This window comes from Sphingobacterium sp. (assembly GCF_032065005.1).
Classification (GTDB): Bacteria; Bacteroidota; Bacteroidia; order Sphingobacteriales; family Sphingobacteriaceae; genus Sphingobacterium.
Map to the genome: position 1 here is coordinate 63,389 of NZ_DAMBMM010000008.1, position 25,175 is coordinate 88,563.

Genomic DNA, 25,175 nt, shown 5'->3' on the forward strand with positions numbered 1-25,175 from the left:
AGACATTCTGTATAAAACTATATCTATGAAAGCTGAAATTATTACCATTGGTGATGAAATCTTGCTCGGACAGATAGTAGATACCAATTCTGCTTGGATAGCCCAAGAGCTATTCGCCCAGCAAATCCAAATACAACAGATCACTTCTATCACAGACCAGGAAAGCCATATCCTCGAAGCATTGCATGATGCTGCCAGCCGTGCCGAAATCATCATCTGTACTGGTGGTCTAGGGCCTACCAAAGACGATGTGACCAAGTTTACGGCTGCAAAATTCTTTAACAGCAGCTTGGTCCATAATCCAGAGGTGATGGAACATGTCAGACAGATCTTCCATCGTTTCGGACGTACCATGCCTGAAATCAATAAGGGGCAAGCTGAAGTATTGGCCAATGCCGATGTGCTGTTCAATGATTGGGGTACTGCGCCCGGCATGTGGGTAGAGCATGAGGGCAAGGTCTATGTTTTCCTACCTGGGGTTCCATTTGAAATGAAGAACCTGATGACTTACCGTGTCCTTCCTAAATTGAAGGACTTTAAAACGGAAGAAAAGGTGGTCAACAAATATATCCTGACCGTCGGAATAGGAGAATCCCATCTAGCTGAACATATTGCAGCAATTGAGGATCAATTTCCTCCGCATATCCATTTAGCTTACTTGCCTAAGATCGGCTTGGTTCGATTAAGGTTGACTGCAACCGGAACAGACCTTGAAAAGCTTGAAGTCGAAGCAGAGGATTGGAAAAATAAATTGGTCGATCGAATTGGCAATGCGGTGGTAGCCACGGAGGATATTAGTTTTGAGGAGGTCATCGTCCATGCTTTTTCGGAAAAGGGAAAGACCTTAGCGACCGCAGAAAGCTGTACCGGAGGCAATATCTCCAGGTTGATAACCGAAATACCGGGTTCCAGTAAGATGTTCAATGGTGCGGTTGTTGCGTATGCCAATGAGGTTAAGGAGCATGTGCTAGGGGTGGAGAGGGAAACCCTTATCGCCCATGGAGCCGTAAGTGAAGAGACCGTCATTCAAATGGCAAAGGGCGTTCAGCAAAGGTTAAAAGTGGATTATGCCATTGCTACCAGTGGAATTGCCGGGCCAGATGGTGGAACGGCCGAGAAACCTGTAGGGACGGTATGGGTGGCCATTGCGGGCAAGAACGAGGTGAAAACAAAGCTGTTTCACTTCCATCATGATCGAATAATTAACATAGAACGCACTACTGCTCAGGCATTACTGATGCTCTGGAACTTATTTCAACAAGAATCAGAGTTTTAACAAAACGATATTTTGTTAATTATATATGATAAAATATTTAATTTTGTTCACTTGTCAAGTAAGTATTAATAATTAACTTAGTAATCTAACAATCCAAATAATAATAGATGGCAATATATAAACTTTTGTTACCTAAGATGGGGGAGAGCGTCTCTGAAGCGACCCTGACCAAATGGGTAAAGCAGGTTGGGGATCATATTGAAGAGGATGATGCAGTTGTAGAACTTGCTACCGATAAGGTCGATTCTGAAGTTCCATCGCCAGTATCTGGTATTCTTAAAGAAAGATTGTTCGAAGAAAATCAGGTGGTTCAGGTCGGTGATGTCATTGCTCTGATTGAAATTGAAGGACCTGAGGAGGAAAGCCAAGAACCTCAGTCTACCCAACAGGCAGAACCTGTTGAAAGCTCAGATACCCCTGTAGATACTGCAAACGAATCCGAATCCATTCATAAGGATATTTCCGATGTCGAATCACCGGTAATAGAAATACCAGACCATGATATCCCTGGTCTTGATCAGGTTCAGGAAAAAAATATTCAAATCGAATCCAACCATCAGGAGATCCACTCCGGCATCCGCTTCTATTCTCCTCTAGTAAGAAATATCGCTCAGCAAGAGGGTATTTCCCAAAAAGAGCTTGACAGTATCCCAGGTACCGGCGGTGAAGGAAGGGTTACTAAACAAGATATCTTGAATTACCTTGAACAGAACAAAGGCGTTCAAGTGCCAAAGCCTGTTCAACCCGCTACGGAAGAAAGAGCTCAGCCTAAAGTTGAGGAACCACAAACTCCAGCGGCGCAGGTTGTAAAAAGTAGTAACGGTGATTCAGAAATCATTGAAATGGACCGTATGCGTAGGCTGATCGCAGACCATATGGTGAACAGTGTCAAGACTTCTCCACATGTTTTCTCTGTTGTTGAAGCTGATGTAACCAATTTGGTGAATTGGAGAAACAAAGTAAAAGATGGCTATAAGAAATCTGAAGGTGAGAATATTACCTTCACACCATTGTTCATAGAAGCTATTGCAAAAGCCATCAAAGATTTTCCAATGGTGAATGTTTCAGTAGATGGTTATAATATTATCCGTAAAAAGAACATCAATATTGGAATGGCAACGGCACTGCCTACTGGCAACCTTATCGTTCCGGTAATCAAGAATGTCGATCAACTGAGCTTAACCGGAATCTCCAGGTCCGTGAATGACTTGGCAAACCGCTCTCGAGGCAACAAGCTTAAACCAGACGATACCCAAGGTGGTACTTTCACTTTCACCAACATCGGTGCATTTGGCAATATCTTTGGGATGCCGATCATCAACCAACCGCAGGCAGCTATCCTAGCCGTCGGAACGATCAAAAAGAAACCGGCAGTTCTGGAAACCGAATTTGGTGATGTCATTGCTGTGCGCCATATGATGTATATCTCCATGTCCTATGACCATCGCGTTATTGACGGCGCATTGGGTGGACAGTTTATCCGACGTGTGGCTGATTACTTAGAAAATTGGGACTCTGAAAGAGTTATCTAATCCATAATAAAACAAAAACGCTCATCATCCGATGAGCGTTTTTGTTTTATCCATTTATCATAATCTGATGCCTCGGCAACTTCATCATTACCATATAGCGGTATCTGAAATATAATAATATCGAAGAGGTCAATAAGCCCAAGGTCAAACCGTACCATATTCCCTTAACTCCAATGTTCAATTCAATTCCCAAGAAATAGGCTGTTGGTAAACCGATCACCCAATAGGCAAAGAAGGTAATGAAAGTAGGGGAATTCACATCACCCATACCCCGTAATGTACCAAGACCTACCACTTGCGTGCCATCAAATATCTGGAACATTCCTGCAATGATCAATAACTGTGATGCCATAACCACCACTTCATGATCCTTGCTGATGATGTATGGTAGGTATTGATTGAACACCGCAAAAATAATCGCACAGATAACCATGAAAATCAATACCAAATGGTAAGACACCGTTGCGAACTTCTGTAAACGGAAGAAGTTTTTGTTTCCGTAAGCATTGCCCACCTTGATGGTAGCCGCAGAAGCAATCCCACTTGCCATCATATAGGTCATTGCCGCTAGTGTTATGGCCGTTTGGTGAGCCGCCTGCTCAATTGCACCGATCTTTCCTGCAATTAGCGCTGCACCTGCAAATGCTCCGATTTCAAATACATATTGCATCGCCACAGGACCGCCTATCTTAAAGATCTGTTTTACTCTATTGAAGTCAATAAACTTAGCAGAGAAATGGTCCATATAGCGCTTGAAGTTTTTTGATTTCAAGACATACCAAGCCATCACGATCATCATCAAGATGCGGTCAACCAAGGTTGCAATACCCACACCACGAACGCCCATCGGTTCGATTCCGAACATCCCTTTCACCAGGATTACGGCAATGATGACGTTCAGCACATTCCCCCAGATGGTAATGTTCATCGCCTGTTTGGTGAATCCCAAACCTTCCGCAAACTGTTTAAAGGTATTGAAGACCATTAAGGGCATGATAGAAAGACTCAAGATCAATAGATAGGGCTTCGCAGTCTTAACTACCTCAGGATCCTGATCAGCATGTTCCATGGCAAACATAGATCCATAAAAAACGAATAGGAAGAGGAGGATGGCTGATACAATGTTCAACCAAAAACTATTGGATAATAATTTTGCACATTCCTTATAATTCTGCCGGCCGTTTTCTTGAGCGATCAAAGGTGTCAAGCCGTAAGCTATCCCCAAGCCTATCACCAATACGACCATGAAAACGGAGTGCACCAAGGAAACTGCGGCCAATGGGATGGTCCCTGCAAAGTGACCGACAATAATGGTATCTGCTGTTTGGACCAAGGTATGCCCCAATTGTGAAATCACAACCGGACCCGCTAAAGCCATCGTACTTAAGTAATAAATTTTATTGGATTTGATATTCTGCAGCATATACGAAAAAAGTAAAGAGCACAAAGGTACGAGTTAAAACTTGCTTCGCGAATCATGTTTGGGTTAACTTTTTGTTTCTAAATATTTACATCAAAAAATTGCTGAAAAAAAATAATAGACTTACCTTAGCTTATTAACAATTAATAAAGTAGAGATGAATTTAGCGTTTTTGAACATTGGTACCCAAGAGATGATGCTTATTATTTTAGTTGCATTATTGCTTTTTGGTGGCAAGAAATTACCAGAATTGGCTAGAGGACTGGGACGTGGTATCCGGGAATTTAAAGATGCTTCTGAGGGGATTAAGAGAGAGATTTCAGATCAGATCAATAACTTCGAAAAAGAAATTGACGATATAAAAACAGATATTGATAAAGAGCCTGAGACCAAAAAACCTGCTGCAACACCTATCCAAGATTTTGAACAGGTAAATGCAGCTACCGAAACAGAGGAAGTGTCCGAAGAAGGTGTAGTGGAGAAAAAAGTTCCTCAATTTACGGCTCCTGCTGGAACCTATGAGCATAAGCCATACAGCACGCCAACACAAGACGATTACTATAGCTATGGTTATAATGATCACTTTGGTAGCAATGACAGCCCAGCTGCTGATGACACCCAAGCAGTAGCTAACTCAACGGAAACCCCTGAACCTGAAGTTGAGCAAAATCCATTAGAAGATAATAATTCTAAGAAAGCCTAAAACAATTAAGAATTCTATATCGATAAGCTGTTGGAATCCATTCAACAGCTTTGTTTTTTCATTTTAAAATATTTTATGAGTACATCCCACGAGATTATCGTATCGAAAGAATTGTCGATTAGCGAGAAACAGGTGCATACCACCATCAACCTATTGGATGAAGGTGCAACAGTTCCTTTTATTGCCAGATACCGTAAGGAATTGACCGGAAGCTTGGATGAAGTGCAGATTACAGCCATCCGTGATCGCATGCAGCAATTGAGAGACTTGGACAAACGTAAAGAAGCCGTCCTGAAGTCGATAGCAGATCAAGGTAAGCTAACTCCAGAACTAGAGATCCAAGTGAAATCAGCCGAAACCATGGCTGCTTTGGAAGATATCTACTTGCCTTACAAACCTAAGCGTAAAACCAGAGCTTCTGCAGCACGCGAAAAAGGCCTGCAGCCTTTAGCTGATCTCTTGCTAGCGCAAGATAAATTGGATGTGGAATCCAATGCTGCGACTTTCATCGATGATGAAAAAGGGGTGGCAACGCTGGAAGAAGCACTCGCTGGTGCTCGTGATATCATAGCCGAACAAATTGCGGAAGATGCAGAAGTACGTGCTCATGCCCGTAAAACAATGTTGAACAAAGGACAGTTCGTGTCGCGGGTCGTTCCAGGCAAAGAGGAAGCTGCACAGAAATACAAAGATTATTTCGAATGGGCTGAATCCTTAAAGGATGCTCCTTCGCACCGGGTCTTGGCCATGCGAAGGGGAGAAAAGGAGGAATTATTGTACCTCGATATCGATATTGCTGAAACCGATGTCGTTCCAGGTATAGAGAAGCTATATATCAAAGGAAATAATGAAGCGAGCAAACAAGTGTCATTGGCACTGGCGGATAGCTATAAACGCCTTCTAAAGCCATCTATGGAAACGGAAATCCGCGTATTGACAAGACAGAAAGCTGATGAGGAAGCCATTAAGGTATTTGCGGACAATGTTCGTCAATTGTTATTGGCGGCACCACTTGGACAAAAAAGACTGTTGGCCATTGACCCTGGATTCAGGACTGGCTGTAAGACCGTCGTTTTAGATGCCCAAGGGAACCTTTTGGAAAATACAGCTATCTTCCCGCACAACGGCGCTGCCGGACAGGCGGAAGCTGAGCGTATCATCAAAAAATTGATCTCGACACATGATATCGAAGCCATTGCTATCGGTAATGGTACTGCCGGTAGGGAAACGGAAGATTTTATCCGTAAAATGAACATGCCGGGTGCCACAATCGTAATGGTCAATGAAAGTGGAGCATCTATTTATTCTGCTTCAGAAGTAGCAAGGGAAGAATTCCCTGACCATGATGTCACCGTGAGAGGTGCTGTCTCCATCGGTAGAAGATTAATGGATCCATTGGCCGAGTTAGTGAAGATCGACCCTAAGTCAATCGGGGTTGGACAGTATCAACATGACGTGGATCAAAATAAATTGCAGACTGCGCTGGATGATACCGTGATGTCCTGTGTGAACTCGGTTGGGGTGGAGCTGAATACCGCTTCAAAACAGATCCTATCCTATATATCTGGATTGGGACCTGCTTTGGCACAACAGATCATTAACTATAGAAAAGAAAATGGTCCATTCAGTTCTCGCAGGGAATTGAAAAAGGTGCCTAGGTTAGGGGGCAAGGCATTCGAACAGGCTGCGGGTTTCTTGCGTATCCGCAATGCGGACCATCCTTTGGATGCCTCCGCAGTTCATCCCGAGCGTTATGCTTTGGTGGAACAGATGGCGAAAGATATCCATGTTTCCATTCAGGACCTGATGAAAGATGAAAAGGTCAGAAAGAGTGTTGACCTGAAGAAATATATTTCGGATGAAGTAGGATTGCCTACCTTAAATGATATCATGGCTGAATTGGCTAAACCAGGATTGGACCCTCGTGATAAGTTTGAAGCCTTCTCTTTTACCGAAGGAGTGAATAAGATTTCAGACCTGAAAATTGGAATGAAACTGCCAGGTATCGTTACGAATATCACCAATTTTGGAGCATTCGTGGATATCGGTGTTCATCAGGACGGATTGGTTCACCTGAGCCAATTGGCTAACCATTTTGTTTCTGACCCCCATGAGGTCGTAAAAGTTCAACAACAGGTGACCGTTACGGTGACTGAGGTTGATGAAAAAAGAAACCGAATCAGTCTGACCATGAAAACGGAGGAAAAAGCCCCAAGGAAACATGCGGAGAAACGTTCAGATAAACGTTCCGACAAACGTCAGGAGCGAGCACCTGAAACCGACATGGCAGCTAAACTGGCAGCCTTGGCAAGCAAGTTTAAATAATAAAAACAAAAGGGCGATTATCGCCCTTTTGTTTTTAACCATCTCTAGAAATCTACCGGCTCGGAAGCCGCACGATTTCCTATATCCTGAAAAAATGAATATCTTAAATCCATGACATTAGAAGAATTTAAATCAACCTTAAAAGACGCTCAGCCAAATCCAAACTGGAATGTACAGGTTCAAGCCCTATGGTATGATGCGAAAGGGGACTGGAAAAATGCCCATGACCTGATCGATCACCTGAACGATAGGGAATCTGCCCATGTACATGCTTACCTACATCGTGTGGAAGGGGATCTATGGAATGCGAGGTACTGGTACAACCGTGCCAAGCAGCCTGAGTTTACTGGAAGCCTGGAGGCGGAACGTAACCAGCTTTTGGAGCTTTACCTGGATTAGCGTTCGTACTGCTGTCAGACGAGTTCTTAATGCTGTCCTGCGGGATGTTAGGGATCGATGGGATGCTGTCGCGCTTTGGCTTCCATGTCCACATCTTTCGCCAAAACTCACCAAGGGTATTGAATTCCTGACGGTATACCAAGCCTACGGCATTGATATAATCGTCCGTAGGGGTAAAGAGAATATTTCTTGTGTTCAATCGATTATAGGCCCTAAACATCAAGCTACCATCTCTCCTGATCTTATAGGTCAGTTCAGCATCGGTCGCCACCTGGTTTGAGAAAAAGGTCAGGTCGGTCGTCTGTATATTTCGGCGGTCAACAATTCCCCCTGTCAATACCAATCGGTCATCAAAGAAACGGAAGGATGCGGAGGCATCGTTTAGCGATCGGATGTTGAAATCCAAGAAGTTGATCTTTAGGGATTGCGCCAGAATATTGTTCAATTGGTTAAAGGCGATTTCCGTTCCGGCAGATAATAAGGTATTGTTTACCTCCCTGCCAATTTCACCCGAGTTTCCAGCGGTAAAGCTTCTCCGGATAATTAAACTCAATGCCTGTTGGTTTACATTATTGGCATCACTGAAATAGGCCTGCAGTTCATCCTTGACATATGGTGTCTGCGGGAAGTTCAGGTCAAAAGAGACATCGGGCTGGCTCAAGGTTCCCTTGATGATCATGTCAGCCTGTGCCAATACTCTTTCGTCCGTGCCGGCACGCCCAGCTGCATTATACAGATCGCCAATGGAGGTGCGCTGCTGATAAACTGCCGTGATATTGACAGTTGCTCCAGAAGGAGATCCCGTCCAGCGTATCGTTCCGCCTTGCTTGATGTCGAAATATTTGTTGATAAAATCCTGTGCCGTAAAGTGGAATTTTCCCGAATTGATGGCATAGTCCCCGAACATCTCAAAATCGCCCAGACTGGAAATCTTCAAACTGATTTCTCCGGTTCCAGTACCTTTCAGCGAACCAATGTCGGTCTGTAGGTTGACCTCTGCACTCGGGGTCAACTCCAGGTCCATATTCATCGTCATGCCCTTTAGGAAATATCGGTTTGCATTTTCCTTATTTACGCTGGAGTCTTTACTGACAAAGTAGATAAAGTCACTTTCTGAGACAGTCATTGCCGTATTGAATGGGATACTGATTACCGTATTGTCTTCTGACCTTGCCTTGATATTGATGTCGATCGCCGAGGTATATCCCTTAAATTGATAGGTCCCTGTGGCATATGCGGTTCCATAATACAGGTTATTGTCCTTGTAGGTCGTATTCAGGATCATCACATTGTTGGTCGCTACATTCACATCGATATAAGGATTGCTCAGCGTTGAAAGATTGACCACTCCACCTGCTACAGCCTGATGCCCCTTGGAGTCGGTAAAGGTCAGGTTATTCATCATGACCGCGTTATTATCGATCATCACAGACTGATTGTTCAGGTTATAGGTAGTTTTTAGGTAATTAACCTTGAAGGATGCACTTTCAATTTTCGCTGAACCATTTATTTTAGGATTTTGAACAGTTCCTGAAATTTGAAGGTCTGCATCCATTTTTCCTTCCAGATCGGAAGCCAAGCTTCGGATAAAAGGTTGGAACAAGATCAATTCGGTCTGGTTCAGGTTCCCTTTTAAATTTATGGCTTGCTCACCGGACACCACTTGGTAAGTACCGTTCAGCGTCAATCCTCTTTTTCGATCGTCCAATAACTGGAAATCCAAATTGGCCACCTTGGATTCCGGATCAAAATCTGCTAACAGGACCAATTGCCCAATTGGTATTTGGTTCCACACCAAGGGTGTGGTGGTTACGTTTGCAGATAGGTACGGTTTTTTGAAAATGGAATGTAATTCGATGTTTCCGTTCAATTCACCATCTAAATGAACCCCCATTGGCTTGGTTACCGTTTCCAAAGAATGCAGGTTGAATCTTTCAAATTTGATGTCCAGTTTATCGTCCTCATTGGATAATACACCATTGAATTCCACTCTTTGGTTACCTTGGGATGCAATTAAGTTGTTTAAATAGAATTTCCCCTTGGACACCCGCATTTCAGCATCTTTGTTGAAAGCCCAAGGTTCATAATTTACAACGATGGTGGATTCCTCAAACCGGATATAAGCGGGTTTATTGTGTGCGAAGTGAATGTTCCCATTCAAACGCATGTAATTCTTTTCGGTTTCCTCTGCCCCTTTGATATTAAACAATAGGCTGTCCTTGGAAAGGATATTGTTGATCTCAACATTATTGACAAAAACGGAGTCTGTCAGGAATACCTTGTCCGCTTTTAGGTTTAGGGAGAAAGCATTTTCATCAGCAATCTCATCAATGCTCAGGTTTTGCAGGTTAATGCCCTGATATTTGACAAACGGACTAAAGGCATTGAATTCGGCCGTAAAATCTTCTGAATTAAAGTGGGCCTCTAAGGTTGCTCCATCCTCCAAAGTTAAGGTTGGGTCCAGAAATGCGGATACAGGTTCAAAGGATTTGACCTTGAGTTCCAGGTCAAAAATTTGAGGATTGTACCGTTCTGTTTCCAAACCAATGGCCGGTGCATATTTCATGGCCAATGCCTTGAAATAGGGTACAAGCGTGTTCAGGTCTATCACCCCTTTCATCTCTCCATCCATCACATTGGATTTCAGGGTCAAGAGCCTATCTGTTTCATTGCCTTCAGCGGCAAAGAACACATCATCAATGCTGAATTTCCCCTTACTGGTCTGCATGTTGATCTGATTGGCGCGAAGGTCTCCATTCAGGTTATTGAGGTTATTGCCAGTCAGGTGTGTGCTGATATTGGAATCATAAATGATGATGCTATCCTTGTTGACCAAGCCTAATTTCTTTAGGTTAATTTGATCGATCTGGGCATCTACATTATAGATGTTGAATTCACCGGATAAGTTGATTTTCGAATCATAAGCCAAGGCAACGTTCGGGTCACTGATATGACCATTCATTTCAATCTGCTCCTCAAATAGGAAGGCATCCACGGATACGCTGTCGTATTGGTAATTATTGAGCTGTAATCTTCTCAGGTCTCCTATGATGTTCAATTGAATTTCTTTGAAATCCAAGTTTTGACCATCAAAATCCAGATTAAAACCCGTGTTCTTGATGCTGTTGCTGTTGATCAAATTTCCGATCTGAAACTCTTCAGATTTCATGTGTCCAACGTACTGAATATTCTTTTGGATGTCTATTTTAGCGTTGGTTTCTAATTTTCCCAATTCCGTGTCAAAGGCACCTACAACATCAAATAAATTATAAAGCCCTTTTAAGTTACCCCTGAAATTAATCTTTCCCAATCTATGAAGCTGCTCAGGTAAGTCAAAAGAACCTCTGTTAGAAAGTTCAGGCACCAATTTTTCTACGTCAGAAGCACTGGTCTGCAATTGATTGGCATTAAAATCAAAAATTGTCCTGTTGATATCGGGTAGACCCTTGATGCTGAAATCCCCCGTCAATCGGGTTTCCTCTCCGGTCTGTATGTCAGCATCCTTTACGTACATATTGGCAACCGTACCCTTAACGCTTCCTTGGTTTACTTTGGCTTTAAACTTGACAAATTTCATGTCTGGGGCAAAGTATTCGATGTCCTTGGAATCAACAAATACATTGCGCATGCTTGACTCAATCTGTACTTTCTTTACGAAATCGCCAAAGTCGCCAAAATCTTTATAACTGAATTTCAAGTGTCTCCCCAATGTGGAATTGTTGGTGATCAGCTTTAATTGGTCAAATTCCATGGACTTGTCCGTAACGAAAGCATCTGCACTCAGTTCTCTTACGATAAAACCAGATTTCTCCTGGAAAGTCAATTTCTTGATCTTGGCTTTAATCGAACTGCTATCCTGTACTATCTTGCTGAAATTACCTGAGAGATGGGTCAGTTCGATGTCCGAAAAGTCCACCCCACGGTTATAGTGTTTCTGGGTATGGTTAATGATCTTGACATGGTTGTCAACCAAATTGACCTCATACAATTTCAGTTCCATTTGCTTCTTAGGGCCGGTTTTTTTCTTCTTTTTTGGGCTGAAATAGTCGATTAGGAATTTGATGTTGGAACTGTCCTTGTAGACCTGAAAATCCACATAGGCCTGCTCAATATTTAGTTTTTCAATAATGATCTTGTTCTGGAAAAAATCCGTCAGGATAAGGTCTGCATTTAATTTCTTTGCAGAAAGTATGGGGTTTCCATTTTGGTCTGCCAGGTTGAAATTATAAAGGTTAAGTTCGGAGAAAGGCTTGAAGTAAATGCTTCCAATTTCCACTTTGGCATTAAGCTCTTTGGAAAGGTATTTAGCCACTTTTTTGGTAACAAATGTTTGAACAGATGAAAATTGTAAAGAGAATAAAATTACCGACAGCAGTGCGAGTATGCTGAGCAGGCTAATAAGCGTTATTTTAAGTATTTTTTTGATACTTTTGTAAATTAAATTTTATACTTCTCTCAAAATGGCCATTATTCTAGGAATAGAATCTTCATGTGATGAAACTTCGGCCTCTATATGTATAGACGGCGAAATTAAGTCAAATATTATTGCAAGTCAAGCAATTCATGCTAAATATGGGGGTGTGGTTCCTGAGTTAGCTTCTCGTGCACATCAACAAAACATCATTCCAACAGTAGACCAAGCTATCGCTGCAGCTAAAATACGGAAAAATGACATAGATGCAGTAGCTTTTACACGCGGACCTGGACTTTTAGGTGCTTTACTGGTGGGGACCTCCTTTGCAAAATCATTTGCCTTGGCCATGGATATCCCATTGATCGATGTCAATCATATGCAAGCACATATCTTAGCGCACTTCATCGATGATCCAAAGCCCAATTTTCCTTTTCTATGCCTTACCGTTTCCGGAGGTCATACGCAAATCGTATTGGTCAAGGATTATTTTGAAATGGAACTGTTGGGCGAAACTTTAGACGATGCAGCAGGGGAGGCCTTTGATAAGACCGCGAAGATATTGGATCTTCCTTACCCAGGTGGACCTTTGATTGACAAGCATGCTCAAAACGGAAACCCCGATGCCTTTAAGTTGCCCGAACCTCAAATCCCAGATCTGAACTTTAGCTTTTCTGGATTGAAAACCGCAATTTTATATTTGGTACAGGCTGAAGTAAAACAGAACCCTAATTTCTTGAATGAAAAAATGGATGACCTATGTGCGTCCGTTCAGAGCCGTATCGTCTCCATCCTATTGAATAAATTAAAGAAAGCAGCCAAACAGACTGGAGTAAAGGATATCGCCATCGCCGGTGGGGTATCTGCCAATTCTGGTTTGAGAAATGGACTGATTGAAATGGGGAAAAAATACAATTGGAATGTATTTATCCCTAAATTTGAATACTGTACAGATAATGCAGCCATGATTGCCATTGCAGGCTACCAAAAGTTCTTGAAAAAAGATTTTATAGGACAAGAAGTAGGACCAGTTGCTCGAATGGGAGTCTAATCAAGTTCAATTGGAGTCTTATTTAGATTTCAATTCCATCGGACTGAAAATTTTTAATATTTATATATCAAACTTAAGCTTGATCTTATTCGAGACATATTCGGAAATCTGGCAATATGTCTCGAATATGTCTCGAACCATTCCCGAATAATATTCAGAGCAATAGATAGGATAAATTCATGATTTATCCTTTTTTATTTTAGCAAGATTAAACTTTAATGGGGATGTGCTTTATCTGAAATTGATCTTGACTTCGATCTTTTTACCATCATTTCCTTTTTTCCAGTCTGGTCCATTGTGGATAATCTGAATGGCTTTCTGGCTTAGGTCAGGGTTGCTTGATTTCTTGATGCTGATGTCAATCGGCCTACCGAATGTTGAAATATCGAAGATCAAGGTAACGGAGCCTTTGCCCAACAGGGTTTGGTAAGAATTATCGTTGATGTATTTCTTGTAGGCAACCCAACCTACTAGAGGTTCTGATTTTACCTTTTCCGTTTTATTTCCATAGCCAACGACAACCACTTCGTCAAGTGCTCCAAAGCTTGGTTTGAGTTGCACAATCTTATTGTTGCTGGCAGTGATCAATTCTTTCTCGTAACCTAGGGAAAGGATTTCCAGTTTTTGATTGTCTGAAGTCAATGGCAGTATATACTGGCCAGAAGAATCGGTCATGACCACATCGTTGGTCTTGACATCGCGTACCGATGCACTTACGATCGGCCTTCCAGATTGCTGATCTAGGACACGGCCGGTCGCTAACTTTTTAACGTCTTGAAGGGAGCTTACGCGGTCGGCGGAAGCAACAGCAGCCTGGCTAGTTTGTTTTGACTTCGCGGGCGTCTTCCCATTCATCAGGATGACATTGGTTTTGTCCATCTTTTTGAAGGATCCCATTTCGTTTGCAGCTATTCGATTGTCATGTTTATCGTGGAAAGTACTTGTGTCTGAACGAGGAACTTCCCTTAAGAAAACATCGGAATTATCAGCGAGCACTTCTTCTACCGTAGGTTTTGCAGTATTCGCGTTTTTCTTCCTTTCGCCTGAAGCTTCCGCTCCAGCTGGAGCAGGTTCGGCTGGTGTAGCTAGGGCAATCAGGTTGTCCTCTTCAGAAAGGCCATCTAAACTGTCCAAATGTATACTGTTCAGCGTGGTATCCGTCGGCACATCTGATTTATTGTCCAAGGCCACGGTTTCCATCGTCTCAGCGACCTTGTTCTGGTCCCTGTTTAAGTACCAAATCGTACCGATACCTAATGCCAGCAATACCGAGGCTGCGATGGATAGGTTTTTATAGAAGCCGATTGGTCTAACCTTCGTAGGATGTGTCCTTTCGAAAATTGCGGAATGAAGATCTGCAACCTCAAGAGGGTTGTTCAGTTTTTTCTCTTCTTCCAATCCCATCAATACATCCATTAAAAGTTCATCTTCATGGGATGCCTTTTCAATAGCATACATTTCGGAGTCGCTCAGTTCTCCGTTCACGTATTTACGTAGATATGCTATGTCAAAGTTCTTATTCATGAGAATTCCTTTCCATACAGTTCTTCAAATTCCTTTTGCCATTTTGGATATAACTTTTTACATCGTTCATGCTAAAGCCTGTAATTTCTACGACTTCCTTATAGCATTTCTGTTCGATGAAAAAGAGCTGAATACTTTTCTTTTGCTTTTCTATTAAGGTATCCAAGCAGCTTTCCAGTCTCAATAACTGTTCCTCCCTTTCTTGATAGTTTTCCTCCTGATGCAGGTTCATTGAAAATTCCACAAAATTATCTGTAACAATTTCTTGTTTGTTTTTTGCAGATCGCAGGGCCATCAGGCAATGGTTCTTACTGACCACATAGAGCCAGCGGGGGAAATCCTGTATATCTTGTTTTTTGACTTTGTCGATGAGTTCCTCAAAGATTTGCATGACCGCATCCTTGCTGCGTTCAGACTCTTTAAAGTATCGTAAACACACATAATAGACCATTTCACTATGCTTTTGATAGAGGTCGCCCAGATGGTTGAGGTCGCCATCCTGCAGATAGAGTTTTAGCAGATCTTCATCCGATAGATTTTTCTGTTTTGACAAGGTCCTAGTGCTCATTTACTGCTGAAAATTAATTTTTTTTTCTCGTTTATGGAAATTTGATTTTTTCTGCATCCTTTGGCAAAACTTACTAGTCATGAATAAAATATTTGCATTATTAGTCTTTTTGCTTACTCTAGGTGGTAGCGGACTAGCCCAAGAAAGAATGATCAAAGGTATTGTAACTGAGGCGGGAACACAGCTGGCACTCGCCGGTGTAGAGGTTCGCGTGGAAGGAAAACAGCAGGCAACGCTGACCGATCAGCAAGGTGCATTTTCCATAAAAGCTGCTGAAAAAGATATTTTGCTGTTTAAATTTTTAGGGTACGAAACTAAAAAAGTAAAGGTAGGGAAGAAGAATAGCATAAAGGTAGTACTGCAAGCAAGGGAGGCCTTATTAGAAGAAGTTGTTGTTATAGGTTATGGTAATGCAGCACAAAAGAGGGTAACCGGCAGTGCAATGGCACATTCAAACGGTTTATATTTGCAACCTAGACCTCAAAATACGGAAACTTATGGTCGTTTTGACGAGAACGGTTTTATTTCGCCTACAAAAGAAGCTTTGTCAACTTTTGCGGTAGATGTGGACGCTGCTTCTTATTCTAATGTAAGAAGAATGATCAATGCAGGTAATTTGCCTCCAAAAGATGCGGTAAGAGTAGAGGAGATGATCAATTATTTCCAATATGATTTACAGGGTCCGAACAATGGCGACCCAGTGAAGATCTATACAGAGCTGACCACTTCGCCATGGAACAAGGAGCATCAATTGATGCGTATCGCCTTGAAGGCAAAAGATATCCCTAAGGAAAATTTGAAGGCTTCCAATTTTGTTTTCTTGATCGATGTATCGGGATCTATGATGGGAGATAATAGATTGCCATTGGTGCAGTCTTCATTGAAGATGCTGGTAGACCAATTGAGACCAGAAGATAAGGTTGCCATAGTCACCTATGCAGGCTCAGCTGGGGTAAAATTAGAGAGTACCCGTGGGGATCAAAAGATGAAAATCAAGACTGCCATTGATGAATTGACCGCTGGAGGTTCTACTGCCGGTGGAGAAGGAATTAAGAAAGCCTATCAGATTGCCCGTGCGAATTATATTAAAGATGGAAACAATAGGATTATCCTGGCATCGGATGGAGATTTCAATGTGGGTGAGTCCAGTGATGAAGCCATGGAAGACTTGATTGCCAAAGAACGTGAAAGTGGGGTTAACCTGACAGTACTAGGTTATGGAATGGGAAACCTGAAAGATAGCAAGATGGAGACTTTGGCCGACAAAGGAAGGGGTAACTATGCATATATCGATAATATTTCAGAAGCAAGAAAGGCTATGGTGACTGAATTTGGTGCGACCTTATTTACCGTTGCCAAGGATGTAAAAATTCAGGTGGAGTTTAATCCTGCATACGTTCAAGCCTATAGATTGGTTGGCTATGAGAACCGTTTATTGGAAGCGGAAGATTTCAATAATGATGCTAAGATTGGCGGGGATATGGGCGTTGGACATACCGTAACGGCGATCTATGAAATCATTCCGGTAGGGGTGAAAAGTTCGATTATTGGTACGGTGGATCCTTTGAAATACCAGAATAACGATAAGCCGAACCCAGGAGCAAAGAATGGAGAATTGGCGACGGTGAAATTCAGGTACAAAGACCCTAAATCGGACAAGAGTGAATTACAGCAGACCGTTGTGAAAGATGCGCCAAAAGCATTTGATACCGTGAGTGAGGATTTCCGTTTTGCGACAGCAGTTGCTGAATTTGGGATGTTGCTGCGTAATTCAGATTACAAGCAAAATGCAAGTTTTGCAAGCTTGATCGCCCGTGCAAAAGCTGCAAAAGGAAAGGATGATGAAGGCTATCGTGCAGAGTTTATCCGTATGGCAGAAAATAGTAAGTCAATTGTCGATACAGAAAAGTAAAAAGGGGAAGGGAAATAGGTTTTTAAAGGTTATGGAATTGGATTTTAACCAGGATGGAAAGGATGGGAGGATAGACCAAGATTTGGATTTTGAACCAGGATGGAATGGATGGGAGGATGGTTCAAGATTATGGAAGGAACAAGGTTGGAATGGAAAAAAGGATTAGGAAATATTCAACTAATCTGATAAGAGCTACCAAACCTGAAACCATTCAAAGGACATACTGATCTTGGTCCATTCTCGATTCTGTTGAATCCTGGTTAATTCCATGATTTTGGTCTATCCTCGAATCCCGAATATCCTGGTTCAAAAACCTGATTATCCAATACGAGCCGACAATTATCGCTTGTTACTTATCTTTCTGTTTTTCTTTCCATTGCTGGGAAAAAGATTTATCAGCGATTTTTGGAAGTTCGCGTTGGTTTCCCCAGGCTTTCTTGAAGAAGTTTCGGACAAAGAAGTTTTTGGTCTTTCCGCCAAAGAAATCAAGGAGCTTTCTTTTTTGGATTGCCCAAGTGAACATGCTCCAGCCTTTTTTCTCCACTGAAGAAACCAGGTCTTGTTGAACGGCATCCCTTCTGTTGACCAATAGCATCTTTTGGATATCGATGCCTACCGGACATACCTCTGTACATTTTCCGCATAAGGAAGAAGCGTAGCTGAGATGCTTAAACTCTTTCATGCCATTCAGGTGAGGTGAGATCAGGGAGCCAATAGGACCTTGATAGGTTGTTTCGTAAGTATGACCGCCAATATTTTGATAGATTGGGCATACATTGAGGCAAGCGCCACAACGGATACAGTACAATCCTTGGCGTTGCTCTTTCTGTTCAAGGACATTGGTACGGCCATTATCCAGTAGAATGACATACATCTCCTCAGGGCCATCGTATTCCGTGTTTTTACGTGGGCCAGATAAGACGGTGTTATATACCGTTAGATTTTGACCAGTTCCATGTGTAGCCAATAAAGGCCAGAAAAGGTCTAGGTCGTTTATGCTCGGCAATATTTTTTCGATCCCTACAACGGCGATGTGCACTTTAGGGAAGGTGGTAGTCAATCGGGCATTACCTTCATTTTCGGTAATGGCAATGGCACCGGTATCTGCCAATAGGAAGTTAGCTCCCGTGATCCCGATATCAGCTTGGGTATATTTCTCTCGCAATATTTCCCTGGCTTTCATCGTGAGCTCTTCAGCTGTAGCTTCCAATGGGGTATCAAACTTTTCATGGAAAAGTTTCGCTATCTCCTCCAAGCTGAGGTGCATGGCAGGAGTGACGAAGTGATAGGGTTTTTGCCCAAGCAGTTGAATGATAAATTCACCGAGGTCACTTTCAATCGTCTCGATGTTTTTCTTTTCCAGGAAATGGTTGAGCTCAATTTCCTCGGTGGCCATGGATTTGGATTTCACCACCGATTTGGCTTGATGTTGTTCCATGATCTTCCAGATTTCCTCCCGAGCCTCTTCAGCATCGTTTGCCCAAATGACCTTGCCGCCATGCGCTGTAAAATTGGATTCAAAATCTAAGAGATAGCGATCCAGATTCTCGATCACCTTCCATTTGATCAGGTTTGCCTTGATCTTGGAATTTTCGAGGTCTAGGAACTTACTTTTCCCTTTTTCAAAAGCATGTTCATACTTATCAATGTTATTATTGATAATCTGTCTATGCTGTAAATCGAAGGATTTTGAAGCACTATCTTTCAGGAATTTTTCAGCTACTGTCTGTGCCATAGGGATGTTCTGTTGCTCATGCAAAAATAAAGGTTGAGCGTGATAATCAACCAATTTTAAAGATAAAAAAATATCTGCTAAAGGCAGTAAAATGTTTATAACTAAAGGGCTGTTCAAAATTTGAGCTTTGAACAAAAAAAATAGCGGTCAATTTTCGTTGACCGCTATTTTTGCTTTTGTGTATTTTATTTTTTCGGTTCGATTAAACTGATGCTTAGTTCGTCCAATTGTTCTTTGGCAATTTCAGCAGGGGCATCGATCATGACATCGCGCCCGGAATTGTTTTTCGGGAAAGCGATAAAGTCACGGATGGTTTCCTGACCTCCCAAGATTGCGGTCAGACGGTCAAGACCGAAAGCCAAACCACCATGTGGAGGAGCGCCATATTGGAAAGCATTCATTAAGAAGCCAAACTGCGCTTGAGCCTGTTCAGGAGTAAAACCTAGGTGCTTGAACATCAAGGCTTGCATATCCTTATCATGGATACGGATAGAGCCACCGCCGATTTCATTTCCGTTCAACACCAAGTCATATGCATTGGCACGAACCTTTCCTGGGTCAGTATCCAATAAAGGCATATCCTCGATTTTCGGAGATGTAAATGGGTGGTGCATAGCGTGGAATCTTTCCGTTTCTTCATCCCATTCCAATAATGGGAAGTCTACTACCCATAGTGGAGCAAATTCGTTCGGCTTACGTAAGCCCATGCGATTTCCTAATTCCATACGCAGGGCGCTTAATTGCGCTCTCGTTTTATTTGCAGGACCAGAAAGGATTAAGATCAGGTCGCCAGCTTGAGCGTCGGTTGCCTCGGCCCATTTAGCAAGGTCTGCCTGGTCGTAGAATTTATCTACTGATGATTTATAGGTTCCATCAGCTTCACATTTTACATAGACCATTCCAGAAGCACCTACTTGAGGGCGTTTAACCCAGTCCACCAATTCATCGATCTGTTTTCTCGTGTAGGCAGCAGCACCTGGGACTGCGATACCAACAACCAATTCGGCATTGTTGAAGATCGCGAAGTCTTTATTTTGGGCTACCGTATTCAGTTCGCCAAACTTCATTCCGAAACGGATATCTGGTTTGTCGTTACCATAGGTGCGCATGGCTTCGTCGAAAGTCATTCTTGGGAATTGATTCAATTCGATTCCATGGATGTTTTTCAAAAGGTGACGTGTCATGCCTTCGAAAACGTTCAGGATGTCTTCTTGTTCTACGAATGACATTTCACAGTCGATCTGTGTAAACTCAGGTTGTCTATCGGCACGTAAATCCTCGTCACGGAAACATTTCACGATTTGGAAATATTTATCCATTCCACCCACCATCAACAGTTGTTTGAAGGTCTGTGGAGATTGAGGAAGTGCGTAAAACTGACCAGGGTTCATACGGGATGGAACGATAAAGTCACGGGCACCTTCAGGTGTAGACTTTATTAAATAAGGTGTTTCAATCTCGCAGAAGTCTAGGGCAGATAAATAGTTTCTTACCTCTTGTGTTACCTTATGACGGAACAATAGGCTGTTCTTGACCGGATTTCTACGGATATCCAGGTAACGGTATTTCATACGGATGTCTTCACCACCGTCTGTTTCATCTTCTATAGTAAAAGGAGGCAATTTTGATTCGTTCAGTACCTCAAGGTTGCTGACTTTGATTTCAATGTCTCCGGTAGGGATTTTAGGGTTTTTGCTGGAACGTTCAATAACGGTACCTGTAACCTTAATAACATACTCTCTACCCAATTCGCGGGCCTGGCTACGAAGTGATTCATTGTCTTCGGTATTGAAAGTTAGCTGAGTAATACCATATCTATCACGAACATCAATAAAAGTCATTCCACCTAAATCGCGTGATTTTTGTACCCATCCGCTCAGGGTTACGGTTTTTCCTAGGTCTTCAATTCTTAATTCGCCACAAGTATGTGTTCTGTGCATGATTATCTCAATTTTATTGAGCCACAAAATTATCGCATTTATGCGAGAATAAAGAATATTTAAGTAATAACCAGAAGGAGGGTAGGGCTTGAGCAAAAGCCCTATGAAATCTAGGTCAAAAAACAGCCAATTCTACCACTTTCCCCCACTGGACATGTCAATTGGTTCCACTTGCTCCACTTCGCCCCACTTTTGCTGTTTTTAGGGCCTCCAATTCCTTAAAAACAAGAGAATTGGGGCTAAATTTTGCCGTTAAGGAGATGATTTTTACAATTCTTAATTTATTGTATTTCAATGTTATTATGCTTTTAAAGTGCAATAAAGGGCTTTTTTGTAGTCGATAGGCTATGTGGAAAACTTTTTTGTGGGGCATTGTGGGAGATTGTGGGAGAAAGTGTATACTTTTACATTAAAATTAGAGTAGAATTATAGGAAATGATTCAATTAATCGGAGAATTCGAATGCAAGCTAGACACCAAAGGAAGAATGGTGGTTCCTGCTGCGCTCAAAAGGCAACTGCCTGATGTAGAGCGTGAGGGGCTTGTTATGAATCGCGGTTTTGAGAAGAATTTAGTGATCTATACCAAAGAAGAATGGAGCAAGAAGATGCACCAGCTTTCGAAATTGAACCAGTACAACGAGAAGACCAGGAACTTTATCCGTCAGTTTATGCGTGGTGCTACGGAGCTTTCTTTGGATTCTGCAGGTAGGGTTCTTTTGCCAAAATCATTGCTGGAATATGCCAATATCAAAGGTGAGGTTTTCTTGCAATGTCAGTTTGATAAAATTGAGGTTTGGGCGAAAGACGAATACGAAAAAATGATAGACAGTAGTACTGACGAGGATTTTTCTGCATTGGCTGAGGAGGTAATGGGTGGATTTAACTTTGCAGGAGATGACAATGAATAATGAAATTGGATATCATGTTCCTGTGATGTTGCAGGAATGTATCGATGCACTAGCGATAAAGCCAAACGGGATTTATGTAGACGTGACATTTGGGGGTGGTGGACACTCGAAGGAAATCCTAAAGCATTTGGGTCCAAATGGCAGATTGATCGCTTTTGATCAAGATCCAGATGCGATTAAAAACACACTTCCTGATGATCGATTTACATTGATCCATCAAAATTTCAAGTTCTTAAAAAATTATTTGCGACTGGAAGGGGTGAAACAGGTGGATGGGATCTTAGCTGACCTAGGTGTTTCATCGCATCAGTTTGATGCTGCAGACCGTGGCTTTTCCATCCGTTTTGATGCGGATCTGGATATGCGAATGGATCAAGTAGCTGATTTGGATGCCCGTAAAGTACTGAATACCTATCCTGAAGAGGAATTGCACAGGATTTTTGGGATGTACGGTGAAATCCAGAATGCGAAATCATTGGCCAAAACCATTGTGACGAGCCGATTGAGCAATCCGATCCAGACGGTGGCCGAGTTGAAGCAAGCGATCCAGAAATTGGTTCCTAAAGGCAAAGAGCATAAATATCATGCTCAGGTTTTTCAGGCCCTGCGCATTGAGGTGAACAAAGAACTGGAAGCCTTGCAGCAATTTTTGGAGCAGACCTCACTGGTCTTAAAGCCAGAAGGTCGTTTGGTAGTGATGTCGTACCATTCATTGGAAGACAGGTTGGTAAAGAATTTTATGGCCAAAGGGAAGTTTAAGGGCGAAGTGGAGAAGGATTTCTTTGGGAACGAGATCAAGCCATTTAAAGTGATCAGTAGAAAAGCGATCGTTGCTTCGGAAGATGAAGTAAAACAGAACAACAGAGCGCGCAGCGCGAAGTTGAGGATTGCGGAAAAAATATAGTAGCGAAGGTATATGGCAAAGAGAAATACTATAAAGCAAAATGAACTGAGTGAGGAAGTGCAAGAGGAGATGTCTGATGCACTGGAAGAAAAGGTTGAGGAAACCCAAGACTTCCTGAAGACCTTCTTTTCTCAGAAAAAGCTTTCTACTTACCTAGTTGCCAAGAATCTGCCTTTCGTGGCATTTCTTGCCTTATTAGGTTTGCTGTATATCTCAAACCGTCACTTGGCAGAGAACACGGTACGAAGGATCGATAAGTTGGGTAGGGAAGTGAAGGAGTTAGGTTGGGACTATAAATCGTTGAATGCCGAGTTGATGAAATTGACCACGCAGACAGAGATTGCAAAACGTGCGGATACCTTGGGCTTGAAAGAAAGAACGGAACCGCCAATTAAGTTGGAGATAGTAAGGGAAGTAAAATAAAGATTAAGACCAAAACATGAATATTAGGAAGTCCATATTGATTAGGGTGTACCTGGCGTTTGGCCTGATGGTTTTTGGTGCTTTAATGGTATTTGGGAAATTATTGCATTTGCAATATGTGGACGGTGATAAGTGGCGTGAGATTGCAGATAGCTTGACGATACGCGAACGCGTAATCGAAGCGGCAAGAGGAAATATTTATTCCAATGACGGAAGTTTACTGGCTACTTCTGTTCCGGAATATGAGATACGGTTTGATGCGATGGCCATTCCATCCGAGCACAACAATGTGTTCAATGCTCGGGTGGATTCTTTGGCCAGTAAGCTAGCGACCTATTTTAAGGATAAATCGGCCAGACAGTACCTGACTCAATTGAAAGAGGCAAGGGCTAAAAAACAACGTTACGTTTTGATCAAGCGTAATGTATCACACCAACAGTTGAAGGTCCTAAAGACCTTTCCTTTGTTGAGAAACTTTAAGGAAGAGAAGGAAAGATTCTCCAGTTCTTTGATAGCAGTAAGGGAAAACAAGCGTATCCTGCCATTCACGAATTTGGCGGCCCGTACCATTGGTTATAAAAACAGCAAGGGCGATACCGTTCGTGTAGGCTTGGAAGGTGCTTACGGAGATTATATCGAGGGTAAGAGCGGGGTGCAGTTGATGCAGCGTATTGCTGGTGGGGTATGGATTCCAGTCAACCGTGAGGTGGAGGTCGCTCCAACCGATGGTTCGGATATCATTGCCACCATTGATGTGAACATGCAGGACATGGCGCAACGTGCCTTGGAAAAACAGTTGATCATCAGTAATGCAGACAACGGATGTGTAATCCTGATGGAGGTGGAAACTGGAGAGGTCCGTGCGATTGCCAACTTTACCAGAGATGGTGAAGGGGTATACAGAGAGAAATTTAATTATGCCATCGCGCAAGGTGCTGACCCTGGATCTACTTTCAAGGTTGCGTCCTACCTAGTTGCATTGGATGATAATAAGGTTGATACCAATACAGTAATCGATATCGGTAATGGTACCTGGAAAGTTCCTGGCCATACCATTAGAGATTCTCACCCACCGAAAAAATCAAAGGTGACCATTAAGGAGGCTTTTGAAGAGTCTTCCAACGTGGGGGTTGCCAAGACGATCGGGAATGCATATGGCAAGAATCCAGAGAAATTCACTGGCAAATTGCATGAGTGGGGAATGGCCAAGCCGTTAGGTTTGCAGATTCCCGGTGAGGCGAATCCTTGGGTGAAGATGCCGGACAGCAGATCTTGGAGCAAGTTGTCATTGGTGCAGATGGCCTATGGATATGAGTTGAAATTAACGCCATTGCAGACATTGACCTTGTACAATGCAGTTGCCAATGATGGTAAGATGTTGGCTCCATTGTTCGTAAAAGAAATTCAACACCTAGGTTCAACGGTTAAGAAGTTTGAAGCTAGGGTGATCAATAAGCAGATTGCTTCCAAAGAGGCGATCGGTAAGATGCAGAAGATGATGGAAGGGGTGATGGTTGAAGGGACCGGTAAGAAATTGAAGAGCCCACTTTATTCATCAGCTGGTAAAACAGGGACAGCGCAGATGGCTGATGGTGCAAGGGGATATGGAGCGAGAAGATACCAATCGTCATTTGCAGGTTATTTCCCAGCGGAGAATCCAAAGTATTCAATGATCGTCGTGATTCGTAATCCTAGGAATGGATACTATGGTGGTTCGGTAGCGGGTCCTGTATTTAGAGAGTTGGCTGATATGGTTTTTGCAAATGACCTGTCATTGCACAAGACATTTAACAATAGAAAAGTAAATGTAGCTGGAAATAAAGTTCCATATACTTTGAAAGGTTCTAAGGATGCTACGGCGAAGGTCTATGAGATGTTGGGCGTGCAGGCCGTGAACTGGAATTCCATTGTTGCTGCTGATAAGGATTCAGCGAACCATTCGGCGGGCGCATTTACAGTGGCAGAGTTTAAGGAAGGTGTAGTGCCGAACGTGAAAGGAATGGGATTGGTAGATGCAATCTACGCGATGGAGAATGCGGGATTCAAGACTACTGTAAGGGGAAAAGGAAGAGTAATAAATCAATCATTGGTTGCTGGTCAGAAATTAAAACCTGGCACCCATGTTCTAATAGAATTGAATTAA

General features: G+C 42.5%; 18 protein-coding genes. 12 read left to right on the plus strand and 6 right to left on the minus strand.

The genetic code is table 11. The features are described from left to right. Positions 1 to 25: 25 nt before the first annotated feature. Together RT138_RS13435 and RT138_RS13440 are read left to right on the plus strand one after the other, a co-directional pair. Positions 26 to 1,276: a competence/damage-inducible protein A gene (locus RT138_RS13435; protein ID WP_313191110.1), complete on the plus strand. Its 1,251-nt coding sequence runs from the start codon at positions 26 to 28 to the stop codon at positions 1,274 to 1,276. Positions 1,277 to 1,383: 107 nt separating this feature from the next. After that, complete coding sequence (locus RT138_RS13440; RefSeq protein WP_313191111.1) at positions 1,384 to 2,808, plus strand: dihydrolipoamide acetyltransferase family protein; 1,425 nt, start codon at positions 1,384 to 1,386, stop codon at positions 2,806 to 2,808. Positions 2,809 to 2,854: 46 nt separating this feature from the next. Here RT138_RS13440 and RT138_RS13445 read toward each other — a convergent pair whose 3' ends face one another. Continuing rightward, positions 2,855 to 4,231, minus strand: a complete 1,377-nt coding sequence (locus RT138_RS13445) for an MATE family efflux transporter (protein ID WP_313191112.1) — start codon at positions 4,229 to 4,231, stop codon at positions 2,855 to 2,857. A gap of 154 nt (positions 4,232 to 4,385) precedes the next feature. Here RT138_RS13445 and RT138_RS13450 point away from each other — a divergent pair, with 154 nt between their 5' ends. From RT138_RS13450 to RT138_RS13460, 3 genes are all read left to right on the plus strand, one after another. Beyond that, entirely contained in the window at positions 4,386 to 4,931 is a 546-nt protein-coding gene (locus tag RT138_RS13450) for a twin-arginine translocase TatA/TatE family subunit (RefSeq protein ID WP_313191113.1), read from the plus strand. Positions 4,932 to 5,006: 75 nt separating this feature from the next. Beyond that, positions 5,007 to 7,256, plus strand: coding sequence for a Tex family protein (locus tag RT138_RS13455; protein WP_313191114.1), 2,250 nt, complete (start codon positions 5,007 to 5,009; stop codon positions 7,254 to 7,256). 111 nt (positions 7,257 to 7,367) lie between these two features. Next, positions 7,368 to 7,655 carry a hypothetical protein gene (locus RT138_RS13460; RefSeq protein WP_313191115.1) on the plus strand — a complete coding sequence of 96 codons (288 nt, stop codon included), beginning with the start codon at positions 7,368 to 7,370 and terminating at the stop codon, positions 7,653 to 7,655. Here RT138_RS13460 and RT138_RS13465 read toward each other — a convergent pair. Continuing rightward, complete coding sequence (locus RT138_RS13465; RefSeq protein WP_313191116.1) at positions 7,600 to 11,967, minus strand: translocation/assembly module TamB domain-containing protein; 4,368 nt, start codon at positions 11,965 to 11,967, stop codon at positions 7,600 to 7,602. The genes RT138_RS13460 and RT138_RS13465 overlap by 56 nt on opposite strands. Positions 11,968 to 12,115: 148 nt before the next feature. On the opposite strand from RT138_RS13465, the gene tsaD reads away from it, so the two are divergent. Further along, entirely contained in the window at positions 12,116 to 13,117 is a 1,002-nt protein-coding gene (gene tsaD, locus RT138_RS13470; protein WP_313191117.1) for a tRNA (adenosine(37)-N6)-threonylcarbamoyltransferase complex transferase subunit TsaD, read from the plus strand. A gap of 231 nt (positions 13,118 to 13,348) precedes the next feature. Here tsaD and RT138_RS13475 read toward each other — a convergent pair whose 3' ends face one another. Next, complete coding sequence (locus tag RT138_RS13475; protein ID WP_313191118.1) at positions 13,349 to 14,641, minus strand: carboxypeptidase-like regulatory domain-containing protein; 1,293 nt, start codon at positions 14,639 to 14,641, stop codon at positions 13,349 to 13,351. After that, positions 14,634 to 15,209, minus strand: coding sequence for a sigma-70 family RNA polymerase sigma factor (locus RT138_RS13480; RefSeq protein ID WP_313191119.1), 576 nt, complete (start codon positions 15,207 to 15,209; stop codon positions 14,634 to 14,636). Before RT138_RS13480 ends, RT138_RS13475 begins: the two co-directional genes overlap by 8 nt. A gap of 79 nt (positions 15,210 to 15,288) precedes the next feature. Between RT138_RS13480 and RT138_RS13485 the strand changes: the two genes are divergently transcribed. Continuing rightward, entirely contained in the window at positions 15,289 to 17,121 is a 1,833-nt protein-coding gene (locus RT138_RS13485; protein ID WP_313191120.1) for a von Willebrand factor type A domain-containing protein, read from the plus strand. Positions 17,122 to 17,152: 31 nt separating this feature from the next. Next, complete coding sequence (locus tag RT138_RS13490; protein WP_313191121.1) at positions 17,153 to 17,287, plus strand: hypothetical protein; 135 nt, start codon at positions 17,153 to 17,155, stop codon at positions 17,285 to 17,287. A gap of 183 nt (positions 17,288 to 17,470) precedes the next feature. Here RT138_RS13490 and RT138_RS13495 read toward each other — a convergent pair whose 3' ends face one another. Both RT138_RS13495 and aspS read right to left on the minus strand, forming a co-directional pair. Then, positions 17,471 to 18,856: a LutB/LldF family L-lactate oxidation iron-sulfur protein gene (locus RT138_RS13495; RefSeq protein WP_185218547.1), complete on the minus strand. Its 1,386-nt coding sequence runs from the start codon at positions 18,854 to 18,856 to the stop codon at positions 17,471 to 17,473. Positions 18,857 to 19,041: 185 nt separating this feature from the next. Further along, complete coding sequence (gene aspS / locus RT138_RS13500; protein ID WP_313191122.1) at positions 19,042 to 20,796, minus strand: aspartate--tRNA ligase; 1,755 nt, start codon at positions 20,794 to 20,796, stop codon at positions 19,042 to 19,044. 435 nt (positions 20,797 to 21,231) lie between these two features. On the opposite strand from aspS, the gene mraZ reads away from it, so the two are divergent. From mraZ to RT138_RS13520, 4 genes are read left to right on the plus strand one after another with little or no spacing between them, the layout of a single operon-like run. After that, positions 21,232 to 21,705, plus strand: coding sequence for a division/cell wall cluster transcriptional repressor MraZ (gene mraZ / locus RT138_RS13505; RefSeq protein WP_313191123.1), 474 nt, complete (start codon positions 21,232 to 21,234; stop codon positions 21,703 to 21,705). Next, positions 21,692 to 22,609 carry a 16S rRNA (cytosine(1402)-N(4))-methyltransferase RsmH gene (rsmH, locus tag RT138_RS13510; protein WP_409529455.1) on the plus strand — a complete coding sequence of 306 codons (918 nt, stop codon included), beginning with the start codon at positions 21,692 to 21,694 and terminating at the stop codon, positions 22,607 to 22,609. Before mraZ ends, rsmH begins: the two co-directional genes overlap by 14 nt. Positions 22,610 to 22,621: 12 nt before the next feature. After that, positions 22,622 to 23,032, plus strand: a complete 411-nt coding sequence (locus tag RT138_RS13515) for an FtsL-like putative cell division protein (protein ID WP_185214335.1) — start codon at positions 22,622 to 22,624, stop codon at positions 23,030 to 23,032. A 16-nt stretch (positions 23,033 to 23,048) separates the two neighbouring features. After that, a complete protein-coding gene (locus RT138_RS13520) occupies positions 23,049 to 25,175 on the plus strand; it encodes a penicillin-binding protein (RefSeq protein ID WP_313191124.1) in 2,127 nt (708 codons plus the stop codon).